Origin of the sequence: Picosynechococcus sp. NKBG042902 (genome assembly GCF_963864045.1) — a bacterium.
Taxonomy (GTDB): domain Bacteria; phylum Cyanobacteriota; class Cyanobacteriia; order Cyanobacteriales; family MRBY01; genus MRBY01.
In genome coordinates, this window is sequence record NZ_CAWLTV010000073.1 from 84,903 (window position 1) to 103,933 (window position 19,031).

General features: G+C 49.5%; 20 protein-coding genes. 14 read left to right on the forward strand and 6 right to left on the reverse strand.

The features are described from left to right. Positions 1-109 precede the first annotated feature (109 nt). Positions 110-706 carry a dCTP deaminase gene (dcd, locus tag AACR41_RS11465; RefSeq protein ID WP_030006523.1) on the reverse strand — a complete coding sequence of 199 codons (597 nt, stop codon included), beginning with the start codon at positions 704-706 and terminating at the stop codon, positions 110-112. A gap of 206 nt (positions 707-912) precedes the next feature. Between dcd and petM the strand changes: the two genes are divergently transcribed. From petM to tmk, 6 genes are all read left to right on the forward strand, one after another. Continuing rightward, positions 913-1,032, forward strand: a complete 120-nt coding sequence (gene petM / locus AACR41_RS11470; protein ID WP_012306931.1) for a cytochrome b6-f complex subunit PetM — start codon at positions 913-915, stop codon at positions 1,030-1,032. Between the two features lie 73 nt (positions 1,033-1,105). Further along, complete coding sequence (psb28, locus tag AACR41_RS11475; RefSeq protein ID WP_030006524.1) at positions 1,106-1,579, forward strand: photosystem II reaction center protein Psb28; 474 nt, start codon at positions 1,106-1,108, stop codon at positions 1,577-1,579. A 326-nt stretch (positions 1,580-1,905) separates the two neighbouring features. Continuing rightward, the gene (locus tag AACR41_RS11480; RefSeq protein WP_030006525.1) at positions 1,906-3,510 is read left to right on the forward strand and encodes an MFS transporter; all 1,605 of its coding nucleotides are present in this window, start codon (positions 1,906-1,908) and stop codon (positions 3,508-3,510) included. A gap of 207 nt (positions 3,511-3,717) precedes the next feature. Next, positions 3,718-5,946, forward strand: a complete 2,229-nt coding sequence (locus AACR41_RS11485; protein WP_030006526.1) for a molybdopterin oxidoreductase family protein — start codon at positions 3,718-3,720, stop codon at positions 5,944-5,946. 57 nt (positions 5,947-6,003) lie between these two features. Beyond that, on the forward strand, positions 6,004-7,221 hold the full coding sequence (locus tag AACR41_RS11490; protein ID WP_030006527.1) for an FAD-dependent oxidoreductase: 1,218 nt from the start codon (positions 6,004-6,006) through the stop codon (positions 7,219-7,221). Next, the gene (gene tmk / locus AACR41_RS11495) at positions 7,221-7,877 is read left to right on the forward strand and encodes a dTMP kinase (RefSeq protein ID WP_045441677.1); all 657 of its coding nucleotides are present in this window, start codon (positions 7,221-7,223) and stop codon (positions 7,875-7,877) included. The genes AACR41_RS11490 and tmk overlap by 1 nt, the downstream gene beginning before the upstream one ends. Here tmk and AACR41_RS11500 read toward each other — a convergent pair. The 3 genes from AACR41_RS11500 to ureA all read right to left on the reverse strand — a co-directional run bounded on the left by AACR41_RS11500 (position 7,834) and on the right by ureA (position 9,636). Further along, on the reverse strand, positions 7,834-8,538 hold the full coding sequence (locus tag AACR41_RS11500) for an ExbD/TolR family protein (RefSeq protein WP_030006529.1): 705 nt from the start codon (positions 8,536-8,538) through the stop codon (positions 7,834-7,836). The genes tmk and AACR41_RS11500 overlap by 44 nt on opposite strands. Then, positions 8,528-9,148, reverse strand: a complete 621-nt coding sequence (locus AACR41_RS11505) for a MotA/TolQ/ExbB proton channel family protein (RefSeq protein WP_303396470.1) — start codon at positions 9,146-9,148, stop codon at positions 8,528-8,530. Before AACR41_RS11505 ends, AACR41_RS11500 begins: the two co-directional genes overlap by 11 nt. A gap of 185 nt (positions 9,149-9,333) precedes the next feature. Continuing rightward, the gene (gene ureA, locus AACR41_RS11510) at positions 9,334-9,636 is read right to left on the reverse strand and encodes an urease subunit gamma (protein ID WP_012306939.1); all 303 of its coding nucleotides are present in this window, start codon (positions 9,634-9,636) and stop codon (positions 9,334-9,336) included. A 147-nt stretch (positions 9,637-9,783) separates the two neighbouring features. Between ureA and AACR41_RS11515 the strand changes: the two genes are divergently transcribed. Both AACR41_RS11515 and AACR41_RS11520 read left to right on the forward strand, forming a co-directional pair. Further along, positions 9,784-10,071: a BrnT family toxin gene (locus tag AACR41_RS11515; RefSeq protein ID WP_030006531.1), complete on the forward strand. Its 288-nt coding sequence runs from the start codon at positions 9,784-9,786 to the stop codon at positions 10,069-10,071. Next, positions 10,043-10,273, forward strand: a complete 231-nt coding sequence (locus tag AACR41_RS11520) for a hypothetical protein (protein ID WP_030006532.1) — start codon at positions 10,043-10,045, stop codon at positions 10,271-10,273. The genes AACR41_RS11515 and AACR41_RS11520 overlap by 29 nt, the downstream gene beginning before the upstream one ends. Positions 10,274-10,283: 10 nt before the next feature. On the opposite strand, the gene chrA is transcribed toward AACR41_RS11520, so the two are convergent. After that, positions 10,284-11,426, reverse strand: coding sequence for a chromate efflux transporter (chrA, locus tag AACR41_RS11525; RefSeq protein WP_030006533.1), 1,143 nt, complete (start codon positions 11,424-11,426; stop codon positions 10,284-10,286). A 118-nt stretch (positions 11,427-11,544) separates the two neighbouring features. Between chrA and AACR41_RS11530 the strand changes: the two genes are divergently transcribed. Both AACR41_RS11530 and AACR41_RS11535 read left to right on the forward strand, forming a co-directional pair. Continuing rightward, positions 11,545-13,275, forward strand: a complete 1,731-nt coding sequence (locus AACR41_RS11530; RefSeq protein ID WP_030006534.1) for a diflavin flavoprotein — start codon at positions 11,545-11,547, stop codon at positions 13,273-13,275. Positions 13,276-13,416: 141 nt separating this feature from the next. Next, positions 13,417-13,893: a cupin domain-containing protein gene (locus tag AACR41_RS11535; protein WP_030006535.1), complete on the forward strand. Its 477-nt coding sequence runs from the start codon at positions 13,417-13,419 to the stop codon at positions 13,891-13,893. On the opposite strand, the gene AACR41_RS11540 is transcribed toward AACR41_RS11535, so the two are convergent. After that, complete coding sequence (locus tag AACR41_RS11540) at positions 13,894-16,596, reverse strand: CBS domain-containing protein (RefSeq protein WP_030006536.1); 2,703 nt, start codon at positions 16,594-16,596, stop codon at positions 13,894-13,896. It abuts the gene before it with no gap. An 81-nt stretch (positions 16,597-16,677) separates the two neighbouring features. Here AACR41_RS11540 and AACR41_RS11545 point away from each other — a divergent pair, with 81 nt between their 5' ends. The 4 genes from AACR41_RS11545 to AACR41_RS11560 all read left to right on the forward strand — a co-directional run bounded on the left by AACR41_RS11545 (position 16,678) and on the right by AACR41_RS11560 (position 18,974). Beyond that, positions 16,678-16,911, forward strand: coding sequence for a hypothetical protein (locus AACR41_RS11545; protein ID WP_030006537.1), 234 nt, complete (start codon positions 16,678-16,680; stop codon positions 16,909-16,911). Further along, positions 16,908-17,651, forward strand: coding sequence for a nucleotidyl transferase AbiEii/AbiGii toxin family protein (locus tag AACR41_RS11550; protein WP_030006538.1), 744 nt, complete (start codon positions 16,908-16,910; stop codon positions 17,649-17,651). Before AACR41_RS11545 ends, AACR41_RS11550 begins: the two co-directional genes overlap by 4 nt. 106 nt (positions 17,652-17,757) lie before the next feature. Continuing rightward, positions 17,758-18,393 (forward strand): ParA family protein, encoded by a 636-nt coding sequence (locus AACR41_RS11555; RefSeq protein WP_012306948.1) that lies wholly within the window; start codon positions 17,758-17,760, stop codon positions 18,391-18,393. 5 nt (positions 18,394-18,398) lie between these two features. After that, positions 18,399-18,974, forward strand: a complete 576-nt coding sequence (locus tag AACR41_RS11560; RefSeq protein WP_030006539.1) for a hypothetical protein — start codon at positions 18,399-18,401, stop codon at positions 18,972-18,974. Positions 18,975-19,031: the final 57 nt, after the last annotated feature.

Sequence of the window (19,031 nt, forward strand, 5' to 3'; positions counted from 1 at the left end):
GGAGATACAGGGAAAGAAAAGATTTGATTTCACCATAGACAAAAATAAGCGATGTCCATGGGGGTTGTAATAAAAATTGGGGCGATCGCCAAACACATTCAGAATCTATCTAGACCCTGGGCAAAGTGACTTTTCCGGCTTGGTTTTGGTATTTGCCCCCCCGATCAGAATAGGTGGTATTGCAAGGATCTCCTTCAAAGAAAAGTAGTTGCACAACCCCTTCATTGGCATAAATACGGCAGTCGGTACTAGAGGCATTGCTAAATTCAAGGGTGATTGCACCGCACCAGGAAGCCTCTAGGGGAGTTGTGTTCGCAATCAGACCGACACGGGCATAGGTGGACTTACCAAGACAGATCGCGGTGACGTTGGGGGGCATCTGAATTTTTTCGAGGGACACGCCCAAACCATAGGAATTAGCCGGAATAATAAAGTAGTCACCGTATTCATCGCGCTTGAGGTCAACCCGTTCAAGGTTTTCCGGGCTGAAGGCTTTGGGGTTTACAACGGTGCCAGGGATGTGGCGGAAAATGAGAAATTCTTCGGGGCTGAGGCGAATATCGTAGCCATAGCTAGAAAGGCCGTAGCTGAGGGCCGGTACAGTCTGCTGGGGGGACAGTTGGATCTGGCGGATCAGTGAGGCTTCAAAGGGAGAAATCATCCCCTGTTGGGCTTGTTCGAGGATCCAAATATCGTTTTTCAGCATGTTCCCTACGGCAAAAATCAGACATTATATATTCCCACAACTGCTTACAAATTTATAGGCCTACGGCTAGGCGATCGCCCCTGGAATCCCCCAACCGCGCCCCCGGAATTCCCCAACCGCCAAAAAACACTCCCTGCTTTAAAATACCGTTTGTAGCCAAATCGCTTTAAAATCAAGCCATTATAACCAGACAAAGGAGTATTTCCATGAGCGCAGAAAGCATGATGTTCAACGGCTTTATCATTGCCATCACCGCAGTCCTCTTTGGTGTAGCTTGGGGATTTTTGATCCTCAAAATCCAAAATAAAGCAGGCAAAGCCGAATAGGTTCAGCACACGATTGTTAGGATAGGGGTATAGCCTTATATCCCTCCCTCACTGGCGATCGCCCTCCACAATCATGTTTAACTTTTTTAAAAATAAACAAACCGAACCAGCCGCTCCGCCCCCACCGCAAGACCCAACACCACGGATCGAATTTTTCAACGGCATCAGCGAAGAACTCAGCAACGTTAGCCTGCAGCGCAACCCCAAAACAGGGGTCAAATCCGTCTCCATGACCTTTGCCCAACTCAATGCCCTTGACCGTTTCCAGAGCTTTACCGCTGGTTCTAATGGCATTGTCCGACTGATCGACGAAGAAGGAGACATCGCCGTTACCCCCTCCAGTTGCCGCATCGTCTTTGGTGGTGAAGAAGGAGACGAACTGCGGGGCGTCATTTGTCGCTTTGAAATTGATAATGCTGACCACTGGGAAAGATTCATGCGTTTCATGCACCGCTACGCCGATGAACATGGTTTTGCCTATGGTGAAAGTGCTGAGACCTCCAATGAACCATCCCCATTAACATCAGAAACAGATTCAGAAGCTTAGGATGCAGGATTAAGCCCCTTGTCATCCCAAAAGCGCATCGATCCCCATAAAGAGTATCAGCGGTTACGAATTTAGCGAAGAAAGAATGTGATTCTTTATCACAACTTCTTGCGGTGGCGAGAGATTTTTAGGCCATTCGAACTATCAGCAGGAAAATAAACAATTGTCGGAATCAAATAATATTGGTCTCCTCACAATGGGAAAGAATAATTTCCTCGTTTATTTTCTTGATATTCATAATTAATTGATTAGTTCGAACTCCCATAAGGTCGAAAATTGACAGTCTGACCTGCAGCTTGAGAATACTCTTTTTAGGATGGTAAACAATGCTTGGAGAAATGTGGTCATTTAATGGCAGGTATAAGATCCTGCACATGACCTGGTTTGCTTTTTTCCTGTCGTTCGTGGTGTGGTTTAATTTTCCACCTTTCGCAACCACCATCGCCCAGGACTTTGGCTTAGACAATGCTCAACTAGGCACAATCGGGTTGTGTAATGTTGCTTTGACGGTGCCCGCACGGATCATTATCGGCATGCTGTTAGATAAATACGGCCCCCGGTTAACCTACTCATTATTGTTGATCTACGCTGCGGTTCCCTGTTTGATTTTCGCGACGGCCCAGAGCTTTAATCAACTGGTATTAGGACGCCTCTTGATGGGGATTGTTGGGGCTGGTTTTGTGATCGGGATTCGGATGGTCGCAGAATGGTTTCCCCCCAAAGATGTGGGTACGGCAGAAGGCATTTATGGGGGCTGGGGCAACTTTGGCTCGGCATTTTCGGCCTTTACCATGGTGATTTTTGGGATCATTTTGGCCTTCCTCCCCGGTGCGTTTAATTTCGGCCAGCCGGAAAGTTTTAAGATTCTCTTTTTCCCGGAATTTAATACGGCTATTTTGAATTGGCGGGCGGCGATCGCCGGTACAGGGATTATCGCGGCTTTGTATGGGATGTTGTATTACTTCAGCGTAAGTGATACCCCCCCTGGGAAAACGTACCACCGCCCGAAGAGTGCCCGGGGCATAGAAGTCACCACCAAAAAGGATTTCTGGTTCCTGTTGGCCATGAATTTGCCTTTGACCCTGATTTTGATGGTGCTGGCGTGGCGTTTGCAAAAGGTGAATTTTTTAAATGGCACTGGCTTGGCGATCGCCATCCTGGCGCTAGTGGGTCTCTACCTGTTCCAGACCTACAACTGCTGGACTGTGAATAAGGACTTAATGACCGGGAAAAAACGCTATGCCCCGGAAGACCGCTATGACTTTAGCCAAGTGGCCATTTTAGAACTGACCTATATTGTGAATTTCGGTTCTGAGCTTGCGGTGGTGACCATGTTGCCGGCTTTCTTTGAAGGCACCTTTAGTTTAGACAAGGCAACGGCGGGAATTATTGCTTCTAGCTATGCGTTTATGAACTTGATGTCTCGCCCAGGGGGAGGCTTAATCTCCGATAAGATGGGCAGCCGGAAATGGACAATGGTTGTCCTCACGGTGGGCATGGGGATTGGTTATCTCCTGATGAGTTCGGTGGCGGGAACTTGGCCCTTGGCGATCGCCGTTTTGTTAACGATGGCCTGTTCCTTCTTTGTGCAAGCCGCAGAGGGTTCAACCTTTGCGATTGTTCCCCTCGTCAAACGACGCATTACCGGACAAATTGCTGGAAACGTTGGCGCCTACGGCAATGTGGGAGCAGTGGCCTATTTAACAGTGCTATTGTTGCTCACCGAAGCTTCGGCAGGGGCCAATGGGGGCGAACCCGTGATGGCAGCGGTGAATGCCGGTTTCTTCCAAGTGTTGGGGATTACGGGTTTAATTGTTGCTTTCCTCTGTGCCTTTTTCCTCAAAGAACCCAAGGGTTCCTTTGCTGAGTTCCATGAAGGCGAAACGGAAATGACAGCGACTCCTCCCGTTGAGGAAGAAGCAACCTATTAGGTTTTTGAGATTAGTTTAGGCACAACCTGTAAAACAAAAGTCATGGCAAGTAATGGCGTTTTACAGGTTTTTTCTATTACGCGCTTTGGGGCCATGGTAAGTCTCTCTTGATCATCGCCCCAGGGGATTTTTTCCTTAACTAATGCCATTTAATTTTCTGGCATTTTTTAACTCTATTATTGAAGTCTTAAAGTTAGCGGTTTAGCAATGGATCAACGCAAAACGAAAACCCTTTGTCCCTATTGTGGTGTTGGTTGTGGCCTCGAAGTTTCTGAGGTGATCAAAAATGAACAACCCACCCTCAAAGTCATGGGCGATCGCCAACATCCATCCAGCCTCGGTAAAGTCTGTGTTAAGGGCGCGACCATTGCCGAATCCCTCGATCAAGACCGCTTACTCTACCCCATGTATCGGCGATCGCTACAGGATCAATTCCAGCGCATCAGTTGGGATGACGCCTTTGAGCTAATTGTGGAGCGAATCAAAACGGTACAGGCAACCCTCGGTGTTGAAGGCATTGCCATGTATGGCTCCGGACAACTCCAAACCGAAGACTATTACACCGCCCAAAAACTCCTCAAGGGCTGCCTCGGCACCAACAATTTCGATGCCAACTCCCGCCTTTGTATGTCCTCCGCCGTGGCGGGCTATATCCAGAGCTTTGGGGCCGATGGGCCGCCCCCCTGCTACGAAGACCTAGAATTAACCGATTGCGCCTTTATCATCGGCAGCAATACCGCTGAATGTCACCCGATTGTGTTTAATCGCCTACGCGAACACCACAAACGCTCTAAAGCAAAATTAATTGTCGTTGATCCCCGCCGCACCAAAACCGCCGAAGTGGCCGATCTTCACCTGGCGATCAAACCCGGCACCGATATTGATTTACTCAACGGCATTGCGCATCTATTACTGAAATGGAGCAAAATCGATACCCTCTTCATCGATGAATGTACCAAGGGCTTTTCTAAATATGCGATGCTCATCCAGAGCTACACTCCCGAAACGGTGGCCCGACGCTGTGGGATTCGCATTGATCACCTCGAACAAGCCGCAAAATATTGGGCCAATGCGGACAATGTTCTGTCCCTGTGGTCGATGGGGATGAATCAATCCGCTGAGGGCACAGCCAAGGTACGCACCCTAATTAATTTGCACCTAATGACCGGAGAAATTGGCAAGCCGGGGGCCGGGCCTTTTTCCCTCACAGGTCAACCCAATGCCATGGGGGGCAGAGAAGCGGGAGGACTGGCCCATTTACTGCCCGGATATCGCCTCGTCAAAAATCCAGAGCACCGCGCCACCTTAGAAAAAGCCTGGCAATTACCCCCAGGAACCATTTCACCACTGCCCGGAAAAGATGCCTGGGCAATGATCGAGGGGCTAGACAGGGGGACAGTGGGTTTGTTGTGGGTGGTGGCGACGAATCCAGCGGTGAGTATGCCCGATTTGGAACGCACCAAGGCCGCACTGTTAAAATCTCCTTTCACCATTTGCCAGGATGCCTATTACCCCACGGAAACGTCTAACTACGCCCATCTCCTCTTGCCAGCGTTGCAGTGGGGCGAGAAAACAGGCGCAATGACCAATTCGGAGCGAGTTGTGACCTATTGTCCCCAGTTCCGCGATCGCCCCGGTGAAGCCTGGGCTGATTGGGAGATTTTCGCCGAGGTAGGACGCCGCCTCGGATTTCAGCAACAGTTCCGGGCGGTATCTTCAGCGGAGGTTTACGCAGAATTTGTGCAGCTCACGGGCGATCGCCCCTGTGATATGACGGGGCTAAGTCACCAACGTTTGGCCACCGAAGGGCCGATCCAATGGCCCTGTCCCGCCAATGAGACCAAGAGCGATCCAGAAACAACAGCTGACAACCGGGGTTTATTGCAAAAATTATTCCACCAGGACGAACCCCTCAAGGGCAAACGGCTTTACACCGACCGACGGTTCCATACCCCCGATGGCCGGGCCAGATTTGCGGCGTACCACTCCCGGGGTCTGGCAGAGCCGCCAAACACCGACTATCCTTTTGTGCTGACCATTGGACGACTTTATGGCCATTGGCATACGATGACCCGCACGGGACGAATCAAAAAAATCCAAAAAATGCACCCAAATCCTTTCCTAGAAATTCACCCCCGCGATGCAGACCGTCTCAGCATTACCGATGGGGAAATGGTGGAAGTGCGATCGCCGCGCGGTATGGCCCGATTTCCAGCGCTGATCACGAAAAATATCACCCCTGGCACCGTTTTTGCGCCGATGCACTGGGGCGCTTTGTGGGGAGAAGATACCGAAGCTAATGCCCTGAGCCACGCCGAAGCCTGTCCCGATTCATTGCAGCCGGAATTAAAAGCCTGTGCCGTGAATGTGCAAAAAATCACCGGCCCTGTTCCCCAGGAAAAAGCGACAGCCGAGCCTGTATTGCAGCAGCTTTAGGACGATCCGAAACCTGGGTTATGATATCCCTTCTGAACGTGAGCAATTGGGGTTGGTATGGCAGTGGACTACGACTTGGTGGTGATTGGGGCAACGGGGGCCGGCATTGCGACGGCAAAACGGGCGATCGCCTCTGGTAAAAAAGTCGCTTTAGTGCAACAAACGGGGCAGCCACTCCAGGATCAACAGGTACTCGCCCTCGAAAAAACCTTGCTACACCTAGCCGAACAATCTCAACCAATGGATATTGCCGCTTGGGTCAAGGGGGCGATCGCCCCTGATGATTTCTATGAACCCTTGGCACGCCTGGCAGAAGCGGGCGTTGATGTGATCCCAGAAATGGGCAATTTTGTCTGGAAACCCAGCACCTGTTTTGTCACCGCAACCCGTCGCCTCCAAAGCAAACATTATGCGATCGCCACGGGCGCTACTTGGGCTACGCCTCCCCAGGATGGTTTTTTAAGCCCCACTGACCTCTTAAATCCAGAAATTTGGCGCACCCTGCCAGAAAAAATTGTCCTTGTCGGTCACGATCCCCATTGTCTTACCCTTGCCTACTGCCTCGCAAAATTAGGAAAAACAGTCACGTTAATTAGCGCAAAAAGCCTATTGCCCACGGAAGATCCTGACTGCGTCCAACGGTTACAGACTTGCCTCGAAGTGGCGGGGGTAACGCTCCAGTTTGGGATCATCCCAGACCTTTTTAACCAGGAAAATAAAGCCGTCATTTGGGCCAAAGAGCGCCGGGGTTTAACGACGCAACTGAATTTGCCCCCCGATTTTTGTCAGCCGCCCCAGATGTGGCTACGGGTTGATCCTGAGCTTAGAACTCCCCGCAGCAATATTTATGGGGTCGGGCCAGTGCTTGGCGGTTATGCTTTGCCGGAATTGGCGATCGCCGAAGCGACAACCCTCGTGAACAATATGGCCCAGCGCCGGAAAATGCCCTGTGTTTACGGCGAAATTCCCTATCGTTTGTTTGAACCGCTACCTTTTGATCATGTGGGTGCCCAAGGTCAAAATCTGCCCCCCGACGCAAAAATCCTGAGTAAGACTCTAATGATCGATCGCGTTGATCAACTGCAATTTCCCCAAGACTTAACGCTCAAATTGTGGCTCGATGGCCAGGATCAACTGTTGGGGGCCACCATCCTCGGCGATCGCTCCGGCAAACTGATTTACCATTGCCGTGATTTGATTCAAACTAAAAAACCTTTCCAGACATGGGACAATCTCCTAGAAAATGCGGGCCTTTTGGCGGAGATGGTGTGGTGATGCAGCGTGAAACCCAAGCAAAATTTATCGTTTTTGAAGGGATTGACGGTTCCGGTAGCTCTACCCAAGCCGAGCTTTTGTATCAACATTTTCAGCGACAAAAGATCCCCGCCGTCCTCAGTCCCGAACCCTCCAACGGCATTATCGGCAACCTCGTTCGCGAGACCCTACGGCAACGGCTGCGCTTTACCACCGATCCAACCCAACTAAATCGGCAACTGGCCTATCTCTTCGCTGGCGATCGCCATGATCACCTTTACAACGAAATTGATGGCGTCTTTAAACAACTCGCTGCTGGGATCCAGGTGATTACGACCCGCTATTATTTTTCTTCCCTCGCCTACAACGCCAACAATGCCGCCGAATACGAATTTATTTACCGTCTCAATCAAGATTTTCCCAATCCCGATCTGGTGTTTTATTGCGATCTTCCCGTGGAGGTGGCCCTAGAGCGCGTCCAAAGGCGATCGCACCAAGAAATCTACGAAACCAAAGCCAAACTTACCCAAGTGCGCCAAAACTACCAACAAATTTTTCAAACCTATCCAGGGAATTGGCAACAACTCGACGCCACCCAACCCCCTGAAACCATCCACCAGCAAATTCTCCAAACTATTGCTGATTTTGTAACTGCTCCTGAATCTGGGTTGGACTAGGTGGCGTCCCGAACTCCTCTAGGGGCTGTAACTCCAAATCAAACCCATTCCCATTGGGCGGCGGTAGCGGCGTGCCACTATCGAGGGGCTCAAGCTGAAAATCATTATTCGGATTGACTCCCGGCACCTGGGGAATTGTCGGCGCACCTGGATTCAAGCCCGGAGTTTGTTGGCCCTCAAAGAAAGAATCAAGGGCCTGTTCCCCCTGGGTGCCTGCGCCCGTTCCCAAGGCGACCCGTTCGCCACCAATGGATTTGAGCCAATCTAAAACCTGAATCACTTCCTGATAGGGCCGCTTTTCCGACGCATTGAGCACAACGACACCATTAGGATTGCGCCCTAAATAATCCTCAACAATTTGTGAAAATTGGGCCTGGGTCTCAATCAGTTGTTTTTCCACATAGATTTGCCCAAAGTCCGTCAAACTTACAATGACCATATCGGGCATTTGGGTCGTTGCGCTCTCCGCCACAGGTAAATTTAAGTTAATCGCTTGCTGTCGCGATAAATTCACTGCCGCCAGGATAAAAAAGGTCAGCACACAAAAAATTACATCGATCAGCGGAATAATTTCGATGCGCAGATCCGGCGCAGAATTTTCTTGCCAGAGTTGGAACGGCCTTAAACCCAAAGTTTCTGGCTTAATTGGCTCACGCTTCATTTTGGTCTCCTTCAATGAGCATTGCATCTACATTGTCAACAGAAGCAGGTAATCCTTCGAGATAATTTTGGCGATAGAGCATTTCCAGTTCACTGCCTGCTTGACGGAAAAGGCGCACCTGATTGCTCGAAAGCGCTTGGAATAAACGGTAAAAAGCTAGGGCCACAATCGCGACGATCAAACCCATCGCCGTCGAAAAGAGCGACTCACTGATCCCCAAGGTCACCCCCGTGGTCGAATCTGTACCTAAATCACTCAATTGGATTGATCCTAAGGAGTTGATTAAGCCCAAAACAGTTCCCAGGAGTCCCAACAAAGGCGAGAGGGCAATGACTGCTTCTAAGACCTTTTCACCGCGACGCATATTCGCCAATTCTTCATCAGCGGCCGCTTCGAGAGCCAAGTGAAAAATTTCTGGGTCGGTGGCCTGTTGCTTCAAAGGAGCATAGAGGAAGCGACCAAGGGGATGTTTCTGGCAGGTGCGGGCAATTTCACTCACCGCTTGCCATTGGTAATGGGCAGCATCCAAAATTTTGTCCTGGACCCGCTGGCTTTGTTGGATCACTTTCCACCAAAACCACAGCCGCTCAATAATCGTACTCAGAGCCATAATCGACAAGAGTACTAAGGGCCACATCGCTGGCCCCCCACGGTTTAGGATATCTAGAACATTCACCGAGGCACCTCACTCCGGTCACACCAAAAAAAAGACTGCTCCAATTCTAAGGTTTTTAATGGTGTTTTATCCGTCTGTTGGAGGGCAGAAATTTTTAGGGAAATTTCTGGATTTTTTGATTATTGGATCGGATTGTGGATCGTTACCAGTTTTGTCCCGTCGGGAAAAGTCGCTTCTACCTGTACTTCATCCACCATTTCGGCGACCCCGGCCATGACATCATCACGGGTCAGCCAAGTCTGTCCTTCGCTCATCAGTTCGGCGACCAGTTTACCTTCCCGTGCTCCTTCCAGGATTAAGCCTGAAATGTAGGCCACCGCTTCAGGATAGTTGAGCTTGAGTCCTTTATTTTTCCGGCGTTCCGCCACTAGAAAGGCCGTGAAAATGAGCAGCTTGTCTTTTTCCTGGGGCGAGAGTTGCATGGTTTGGACTGATACGCAGATGAATGTGATTTTAGTCTACCTTGACTCCTCTAAATTCAAACCCACTACCCCAGTAATCAGGTCGAGAACTTTTTATTTTTCTGAGCTAATCAGTAAAGTAATATGGATAAAAATGTGTAAAGCTATATGTACTCATCGTTTGAGTGGCATCATCAACGGAATATTAGTAACAAAGCAAAACATGGAGTTGATTTTGAAACGGCCCAATATGCTTTCTTTGATCCCCATCGTTTAATTGTCCATGATGCTCAGCATAGCGAGGTGGAAGAACGATGGTTCTGCATTGGTAAAGTAGAAGAGCGTATTTTGACGGTGCGGTTTACCTATCGCCATCAGGTTATTCGTATTTTTGGTGCTGCTGAATGGCGTCAATGGAGAAAATTTTATGAGCAATATCACGCCGGATCCCGCTAAACCGATTGGTGAAGTTACTGTGGTGAGAGATTTTTTACCGGCACCGGAGGAATTGATTCCCAAGAAAAACCATGTGCAGGTGACGATGGAATTTACCCAGGAAAGCATTGAATTTTTTAAACAAGAAGCAAAACGCCACAACGCTTCCTACCAAGCGATGATTCGTAATCTTGTGGATGCCTATGCGAGACAACACCAGTAAGGTTTTGAAACTATTGCGCCACGACAAAGGGGGCCAGTAACCCGATCGCCATTCCACCTAAGACCAGCCAGAGAGAATTGATTTTGTATTTGGTCAAGAGGAATAAAGCGGCGATCGCCACCCCAATGGTCAGAGGATCAACTAAAGAAGATTGCGCCAGAAACACGGTGACAACGGTCATAAGACTCAGCGCACCAATATTCACCCCATCGAGAAAGGCCCGGAATGATTTGGCCTGGAGCAGTTTCGGCAAAATTGGATTGAGAATCGCCACAAACAAAAACGAAGGCAGGAACATCCCCAAGGTGGCAACCCCGGCCCCTGGCACTCCGCCGAGCAAATAGCCGATAAACGTCGCCGTCGAAGATAAAGGCCCTGGGGTGATTTGACCGATGGCGATCGCATCAAGAAGCTGTTGATCCGTCAGCCAACCGAGGCGCTCCACAAAATCTGCCCGCAAAAAAGCCACGAGGACGTAACCACTGCCATAGAGCACCGCCCCCACCTTGAGGAACATGAGAAACAGCCAGCCTAAACTGAAATTTGCAGGGGTGCCATTTAATAGCAACAGCAACGGAGCGGGAACAATGCTGCGGGTTTGTTTTGTTTTTAGCCATTGGCCCCCTAGTTTTTTCCCTAGACCAATGAAGCCACTCAGAAACAACAACCACAGTTCATGGAGACCGACCAGGGATAGCACCACATTAAATACCGCTAAGCCGATCCCAAATCTATCTTTAATTGCCTTTTTCCCAAGCTTCCATAGGGCCTGGGCAATAATGGCGATCGCCACTGGTTTGACCCCATAGAGCAACCATGTCCCCTGGGGTGTTGTGCCAAACTGCTGATAGGCGATCGCACAGAGCAGCATTAAACCCACCGCCGGAGCCGTAAAACTAAGGCCCCCCATGAGCAAACCCCACCAACCGGCGCGCTTAAAACTGAGGTGGATTGCCATTTCCGTAGAATTGGGGCCAGGAATTAAATTTGTTGCGCCGAGAATGTCGAGAAATTCCTGTTCCGTGAGCCAGTGGCGTTTTTTTACCACCTCGTCGTGCATCATCGCAATGTGAGCCACAGGGCCGCCAAACGCCGTAAAACCTAATCGCAAAAATAATCGAGAAATCTCCCGCAGTTCAGACCATTGCGCCATGATGAATGTTATCGAAATGTTTAATCATTTCCCCCTCTGCCTAGGCCACAACCCCTAATAAATTCGTGCCACAATAAGTGAAAGATGACTATTGCATCACAGTGTAGGAGGGTTACCTATGGTTGCTACGCCAATTAAAACCGAAAAGCGGTTAACGATCCAGACAGAAAAGGTTAACGACAATACCACAACGATTCGTTCACTGGACTGGGACCGCGATCGCTTTGACATCGAGTTCGGTTTGCAAAATGGCACCACCTACAATTCCTACATTATCCGGGGCGAAAAGATTGCCCTTGTGGATACCTCCCACGCGAAGTTTCGGCAGCGATACCTCGATGCGCTCACCGGCGAAATTGACCCGAAAACCATTGATTACCTGATCATTAGCCACACGGAACCAGATCACAGTGGCCTCGTTAAAGATGTTTTGAAAATTGCCCCCCAAGCAGTGGTGGTCGGCGCAAAAATTGCGATTAAGTTCCTTAAAGATTTGGTACACGATCCCTTTGAATTTATCGAAGTGAAAAGTGGCGATCGCCTCGATTTAGGCAACGGTCACAACCTTGAATTTGTCAGTGCACCGAACCTCCACTGGCCCGACACGATTTTTACCTACGATCCGGCGAGCGAAATTCTGTTTACCTGCGATGCCTTCGGGATGCACTATTGTTCTGATGCCACCTACGACGAAGATCTCCAGGCGATCACACCGGATTACCGTTTTTATTACGAATGCTTGATGGCTCCCAACGCCCGCTCCGTTCTCAGTGCAATGAAACGGGTGGACAAGCTCGACGGGGAAATCACCTTAGTTGCCAATGGCCATGGCCCCCTGCTGAAGCACAACACTAAGGAAATGATGGAGTGGTATCGCCAGTGGAGCGAGGCCCAAACCAAGGGCGATAAAATGGCGGCGGTATTTTATGTCTCTGATTATGGCTACAGTGACCGTATTTCCCAGGCGATCGCCAAAGGGATTACCAAAGCTGGAGTTGCCGTAGAAATGGTCGATCTCAAAGTTGCAGATCCCCAAGATGTCCACGAAATCGTTGGTCGCGCCGCAGGGCTAGTGATCGGCATGCCCCCCATCGACAGTGCCTACAACGCCGAATTAAGCAAAGCCGTGGGCACCATTCTCGCCGCCTCAAAGGACAAACAAGTTGTGGGATTATTTGAATCCTACGGCGGCAACGACGAACCCATTGATCCGTTGCTGATGCGCTTCCGGGATGCTGGCCTGACCAAAGCTTTTGATTCGATCCGCGTCAAGGATGAACCCAGCGAAGGTCTTTATCAGCTCTGTGAAGAATCTGGTACTGACCTCGGCCAATTGCTCACCCAAAAAGAAAAGCTCAAACAACGGAAAAATATCGATACTGAACTCGATAAAGCGATGGGACGCATCAGTGGCGGCCTGTACATCATCACCGCCCAGAAAGGCGACATGAAAGGGGCGATGGTCGCCTCCTGGGTGACCCAAGCCAGTTTTGAACCCCCCGGTTTTACGGTAGCCGTAGCAAAAGACCGGGCGATTGAATCCCTGATGCAAGTGGGCGATCGCTTTGTGTTGAATATCCTCGAGGAAGGGAAATACCAACCTTTGATGAAACATTTCCTCAAGCGTTTTCCCCCCGGCGCAGACCGCTTTGAAGGGGTAAAAGTGCAAACCGCGAAAAATGGTTCCCCGATTTTGAATGATGCCCTGGCCTACCTCGAATGCGAAGTGGTCAGTCGGATGGAATGTAGCGATCACTGGATTGTGTATAGCAAAGTCGCTGCGGGTCGCGTCTCCAACCCCGATGGTTTAACTGCTGTTCACCACCGCAAAGTGGGTAATTACTACTAACTGAAATTATCTAAACGACAAAGGAGAGGGCACTGAGTTCTCTCTTTTTTTTGTGTCGTTTTGAAACAGAGGAAAGGCGATCGCCAAAGGGACTTTTACACTGCAACTATTGTCTTTTAACAAAAGTGAGTTCCATTCGCTGTGAAACCCTATCATTTTCTTTCTTCATTACTATTCTGTAGCTGTTTTTCTGTCTCCCCAGCGGCCTTAGCTGAATCAGAATCCAAAAATCAATATACCCAAACCGTCACTCGCACTGTTCTAGCTGAAGGGTTGCCGGAAGCGGCCCCCAATCAAATTTTGGAGTTGGTGCGTTATGAAATTCCCCCCTTTGCGACCCTGCCACCCCACATCCATCCTGGTTTGCAAATCGCCCGGGTGGAATTTGGCTTGTTGACCTATGCGGTCATCAAAGGCACGGCACTCATCACCCGCACGGATGGCACAAAAGAAACCTTAACTGCGGGACAAAAAACCCTCCTCAAACCTGGGGATGCGGTAACAGAATCCGAGGGAATGGTACATTTCGGCCAAAATGAAACCCCTGATCCAGTTATTTTGCTCGCCACTTCTCTGTTGACCGTCGGGGAACCGAAAGCAATCCTCATGGAAGAATAGTTAATTGAGAGGATAGTGGGTTTCTAAATAAGCTAAAGCAGAGGGGCGATCGCCAATGTTTTGGTCGAGGGTTTGTTTGAGAAGATCTGATAAAATATCGCGAAATTGTGGCCCCGGTTTATAACCTAATTCTTTTAAATCAAAACCATTAAGGGGTGCTTGAATAAATTGCCAGCGACGGAGATAATGCCATAAATCGTGACGTATTTTTTTCGGGCTGATGGCGGCTAGTAAGATAATTTCTGGCAAGGATAAATGCTTAAGGGCAAAGACTTTTTCACTCAGTTTTGTGGCCTGGAAAAGTTTGGGCAAAATTTGCGCTTCATGCTGGGAAATTGTCTCTAACCGTTGCAAACTATCCTTCGGTAATTGCAGGCGATCGCCCACTTTTAAGCGTTCTGCTGTGGTCAAATTTAACAACAAAGCTTCCAGGCGAAGACGCCAATGTTCCAATTCATAATCGGGGTCATGATAGCGTAACCAACGATCCACACAGCGAATTTGCCACCAGACCGCATCTATTAAAGCCAGATTTTTATGGATACATTTCAAAGCACCCAGATCGTCCAACAATTGCAATGCAGGTTTCCAATATTTTGCTGTTAAAAGATATTTTAATTCTGCCCTTAATCGCGTCGTTAAAGCAGGGGCCTGGGGTTTTTCGTGGTGCAATTTGTCGTAAATGCCAGAGGCGATCGCATAGCGAATATATTCCTCCGTCTGCACTTCTAGCTGAAAATTTAACCGCACCGCAAACCGCACCGCCCGATAGATGCGCGTCGGGTCTTCGATAAAACTGTTGGCATGGAGTACCCGAATTTGGCGTTTTTTGAGATCCCAAAGCCCCCCGAAAAAATCGAGCAATTCCCCCGACCGGGGTTCCGTCAGGCGCAAACAGAGGGCATTGATCGAAAAATCGCGCCGATACAAATCCTGTCGAATCGAACTCGCTTCCACCTCCGGATTCGCCGCTGGATAGGGATAAAATTCCGTTCGGGCCGTGGCAATGTCCAGCCATAGGGAACCCAACACCGGATCTTTATGCCACAAAATCGCCGCCGTTTGGAATTCCCCATGCACCGATAACCGCGCGTTCGGTTGGCGATCGCAAATGTAATTCGCCAAAGTCACCCCTGCTCCCACATCCGCCGCCGTATGGAAACCATCTACCACCAGATCAATATCCTGGAGCAGTAATTCTTCGTCGGAATCTGAAAGCAATACGTCCCGCACCGCCCCACCGACGAGGTACAAATGCCAGCCCCGTTTTTCGGCTTCCGTTGCCACCCCTTGCAATAACTGCCACAGGGAAGGGGCCAGCCGTTCCGCAAAAATTTCCCGCAAAGGATAGCGATTTTTATCGTCTTTAGGGGTGGGTAACAGATCAAAAGGCTGCTCATCCTGGTGATGTTGTCGCAAAACATCCGTCCGCGTCACAATGCCCAAAAGTTGATCGCCCTCGATCACCGGTAATCGCCCCACATCATCCGTCACCATAATCGTTTCAATGTCGCGCATGGTCGTGTCCGGCTGGATCGTGCGCACCTCTCGACTCATATAACCCTTAACGGGGGCATGGTGAAAGCCATGGTGAATCGCCAAATCGAGATCCCGCCGCGAAATGACCCCAACCAGTTGTTGCTGATCATCCACCACCACTAATCCGGAATGGCCGTAACGAAACAACACCCGCTGGGCTTCCTCGATGGAAGTTTGGGGCAAAATGGTGCGCACAGGGGCCGTCATTAAATCCCGCGCTGTCAGGGCAGGGGGCACCTGGGCAATGAATTCAGCATAGATTTTGTGTAACATTGCCTCTGGTTTGTTGAGGCGCAAGCTTAGGGATGCAGCTTGATCGTGACCACCGCCACCATAGGGGGCAAAAAGTCGATTGAGGCTTGTCCCCACAATCCGCGATCGCCCAATGATCACCATTTTCCCTTCCGCATCGGTCTGATGATAAAAATGCCCCAGTAACAGCGCATCGAGATCCGTCATCTGCATCATCTGCTCGACGAGATTCGATAGTCCCGGCACAAAATTCGCTGTTTTTAACAAGACTCGCGCTACCCGATGGCCATCAACATTTTCCCGCTCCAGGTTGGCGATCGCCTCCGAAAACAAATGTTGCACCTGGGGCGAAAAACCGGGTTCGGCATACTCCGCAATAATTTTCACCATCGCTCCCTGACCCATTAGCCACGTCAACGCCTGGGCATCTCGCACCGTTGTTTGGTCAAAGGTGAGTGACCCCGTATCCACATGAATCCCCAAGGCCATCACCGTCGCCGTATAGGGATCGAGTTCTACCCCCCGCGCCTGCAATTTTTCGGCAATGATTGTTGTTGTGGCCCCCACGTCCTCAATTTCCACATAGGTTGCCGGAATATCCCGCTCTTGATCGAGGTGATGATCATAAACTTCGATCTGCTTCACTTGGGGTCGATCTAGCCATTCCTGGGCTTTGCCAAGCCGTTGTCGCTGCTGGTTGTCCACCACCATAATGGTTCGCAACTGTTCCGGATGGACTGAGCGCATCTCAATAAACGGAAATTCCCCCCGATACAGTGCCAGAAACCGTTTCACCCCTGGATGTGCTCCGCCAGTCAGCACGACCCGCGCCCCAACCCGCAAATATGCCAAGCCGATCGCCGCCCCCAGGGCATCAAAATCAACGGTTTGGTGACAGAGAATTATATCCATAAAATTGCAGGGAAAGGAATATTTTGGGTAGGCTATACTGTGATTAAAATAACATTATGAGTCATGTTTCTTACTTAAGCTATGGCCAAAGAAACCCGATCTCAAAATCTTGATCATCCTCAATATTTGCCATTTTTAGAGGCGATTTGCTGGCAAACAGAAGATGTTTATCGATTCACGCCCCAACAAATGCTGTCACGATATGAACGAGGTTGGCATTATAAAGATATTTTTCAGCCTCCTCAAGGAGAAGAGTTGGAGTTTGTCCAACGTCTTGCAAAACAATATCATTCCTGGCTCCAGGCTCAGCTGTGAAGTTTAAAATCCCCCACCATAATTACATTTTAGAAATTCTCAAATCCCTTGATCCAAAATTATTACTCGATTGTCAGGCTTATTTTGGTGGTGGAACACTTCTCGCTTTAGATATGAAAGAATATCGCTGGAGTAAAGACATTGATCTTATCTGCTCTGTTACTTCCCAAGGTTACAAAAAACTGCGTACCCATTTATATCAGACAGGGGACCAAGGTTTATTTTTAAATAAAAATTCTTCGTTAACAATTAGACGAGCAACCACTGATCAGTATGGCGTGCGATTGTTGGTAGAAATCAATCAAGTGCCGATTAAATTAGAAATCATTGCTGAAGTCCGTTTTGAACTGGATGAGCCGCGCTTCCCTCCGTGGTCCCCTGTCCCTTGTCTGAGTTTGAACGACTGTTTAACCAGTAAATTATTAGCAAATGCTGATCGCTACATGGATAGAAGCGTTGAATCCCGCGATCTAATCGATTTGGCTGTTTTACGGTTACACACAGGGCTTTCCCGCGAGGCGATCGCCAAAGCAGAAAATGCCTATGAAGTGCTCCGTCCCCTGGGTGATGCGATTAAATCCTTTCAAACAAACCCTGATTATCGCCAGCAATGTTTTGAAAGTCTTCAAATAAAACGAGACTTTTGGCCCGATGTGATTGATGGCCTGGATTTGCTCAGTGCTGATCTAGAACTTGCCCCTACCACCAGAACATATTGGGAAGAGCGATCGTCTTTTTGATCGTCACTTCTCCCTCAAGAAACGTTGCATTTACTAGGGAGTGGGAACAGAGCCGCTATAATGTCTCACCATAAATCAAGGCTAATAAGCAAAAAACGAATCTATCGTGGCATCCCAGCGGATTTTAGCAGTTGTGAATGGTAAAGGGGGCGTTGGTAAAACAACAACCGCCGTTAACCTTGCGGCCATTTTTGCCGAAAAACAGCAGGTTCTCTTGGTGGATAGCGATCCCCAGGGATCGGCCTCTTGGTGGGTAGACCGTAACCCCGATGAATGGCAACTGGATGTCAGTAGAGAACATCAACCGGATTTACTTCAAAATCTCCGACAGATTAAAGGCTATGACTTGATCGTGGTGGATACCCCCCCAGCCTTGCGATCGCAGGCCCTCAAGACCGTCCTCCGGATTGCGGATTATGTGATCTTGCCGACACCACCAGCGCCGATGGACTTAAGCGCCTTAATTGAAACAGTGCAAACGGCCATTAACCCCGTTGAAATTAGTCACCGAGTGCTCCTGACAAAAGTCGATAGCCGCAGCCTCCGGGAGAGCATTGATGCCCAAAATACCTTGATTGAGTTGGGGATTCCGGTGTGCCATGCCTTTGTGCGCAGTTATAAAGCCCACGAGCAAGCTGTCCTCGCAGGCGTTCCCATGACCCAAATGCGTGGTAAAAAGGCTAAGGATGCGGAAACGGATTATCGTCGTGTCGCGGATGAATTGCAACGAGATTGGACTTAACGGTTATGGCTAGCAGCAAACAAAATTTATCGGACTTATTACGGCAGGAGGCAAAGCAGGACAAAACCAAGGCTGCTGCCCCCGAAACGACGGTTAATGATACACCGGAGAAACCTTCACCAACGGCCCTTTCCCGGATGACGAAGGCGCAATTACTGGCCCACATTGAAACCCTCTACGCCCAACAGGAAACGGTCGCGACAGATTCTGTTGATCAAACATTGCTCACGGAGAAGGAAACCTTGGCGAGGGAAGTAAAAGCCCTGGAAGAAAAAATTGCCGCCCAACAAAAGGCGATCGCCAATGCAGAGAAAACCATTAAGACCCTCGAAGCGGATTCTTCTGAAAAGACAAAGCTCGAACAAGAATTAGACGCACAACGGGGCCTCGTCGAAAAGTTATACGGTCAAATCCAGAGCCTCGAAGCGCAACAGACGGAAAAAGAAGCCGCCATAGAACGCACCGTTGAGGAAGACCGCGCCCTTGTACTGGCCCGCATTGCCAGTTACCAAGCAAATTTGCAATTTCCCGATCAGCCCCCCTCCAGTATCCCCGATGAGGAAATCGGTTGGTTTGATTAGGGGAAAAACCGCCAATGCTCGGAATTCTGGGGCTTGATAGAATAGATCTCAGGATTT

Excerpts from the sequence above, each read along its gene's own strand:
- dcd (WP_030006523.1), bottom strand. The coding sequence starts at position 706 with ATGCTGAAAAACGATATTTGGATCCTCGAACAAGCCCAACAGGGGATG.
- petM (WP_012306931.1), top strand. The coding sequence starts at position 913 with ATGAGCGCAGAAAGCATGATGTTCAACGGCTTTATCATTGCCATCACC.
- psb28 (WP_030006524.1), top strand. The coding sequence starts at position 1,106 with ATGTTTAACTTTTTTAAAAATAAACAAACCGAACCAGCCGCTCCGCCC.
- AACR41_RS11480 (WP_030006525.1), top strand. The coding sequence starts at position 1,906 with ATGCTTGGAGAAATGTGGTCATTTAATGGCAGGTATAAGATCCTGCAC.
- AACR41_RS11485 (WP_030006526.1), top strand. The coding sequence starts at position 3,718 with ATGGATCAACGCAAAACGAAAACCCTTTGTCCCTATTGTGGTGTTGGT.
- AACR41_RS11490 (WP_030006527.1), top strand. The coding sequence starts at position 6,004 with ATGGCAGTGGACTACGACTTGGTGGTGATTGGGGCAACGGGGGCCGGC.
- tmk (WP_045441677.1), top strand. The coding sequence starts at position 7,221 with ATGCAGCGTGAAACCCAAGCAAAATTTATCGTTTTTGAAGGGATTGAC.
- AACR41_RS11500 (WP_030006529.1), bottom strand. The coding sequence starts at position 8,538 with ATGAAGCGTGAGCCAATTAAGCCAGAAACTTTGGGTTTAAGGCCGTTC.
- AACR41_RS11505 (WP_303396470.1), bottom strand. The coding sequence starts at position 9,148 with ATGGCTCTGAGTACGATTATTGAGCGGCTGTGGTTTTGGTGGAAAGTG.
- ureA (WP_012306939.1), bottom strand. The coding sequence starts at position 9,636 with ATGCAACTCTCGCCCCAGGAAAAAGACAAGCTGCTCATTTTCACGGCC.
- AACR41_RS11515 (WP_030006531.1), top strand. The coding sequence starts at position 9,784 with ATGTACTCATCGTTTGAGTGGCATCATCAACGGAATATTAGTAACAAA.
- AACR41_RS11520 (WP_030006532.1), top strand. The coding sequence starts at position 10,043 with ATGAGCAATATCACGCCGGATCCCGCTAAACCGATTGGTGAAGTTACT.
- chrA (WP_030006533.1), bottom strand. The coding sequence starts at position 11,426 with ATGGCGCAATGGTCTGAACTGCGGGAGATTTCTCGATTATTTTTGCGA.
- AACR41_RS11530 (WP_030006534.1), top strand. The coding sequence starts at position 11,545 with ATGGTTGCTACGCCAATTAAAACCGAAAAGCGGTTAACGATCCAGACA.
- AACR41_RS11540 (WP_030006536.1), bottom strand. The coding sequence starts at position 16,596 with ATGGATATAATTCTCTGTCACCAAACCGTTGATTTTGATGCCCTGGGG.
- AACR41_RS11545 (WP_030006537.1), top strand. The coding sequence starts at position 16,678 with ATGGCCAAAGAAACCCGATCTCAAAATCTTGATCATCCTCAATATTTG.
- AACR41_RS11560 (WP_030006539.1), top strand. The coding sequence starts at position 18,399 with ATGGCTAGCAGCAAACAAAATTTATCGGACTTATTACGGCAGGAGGCA.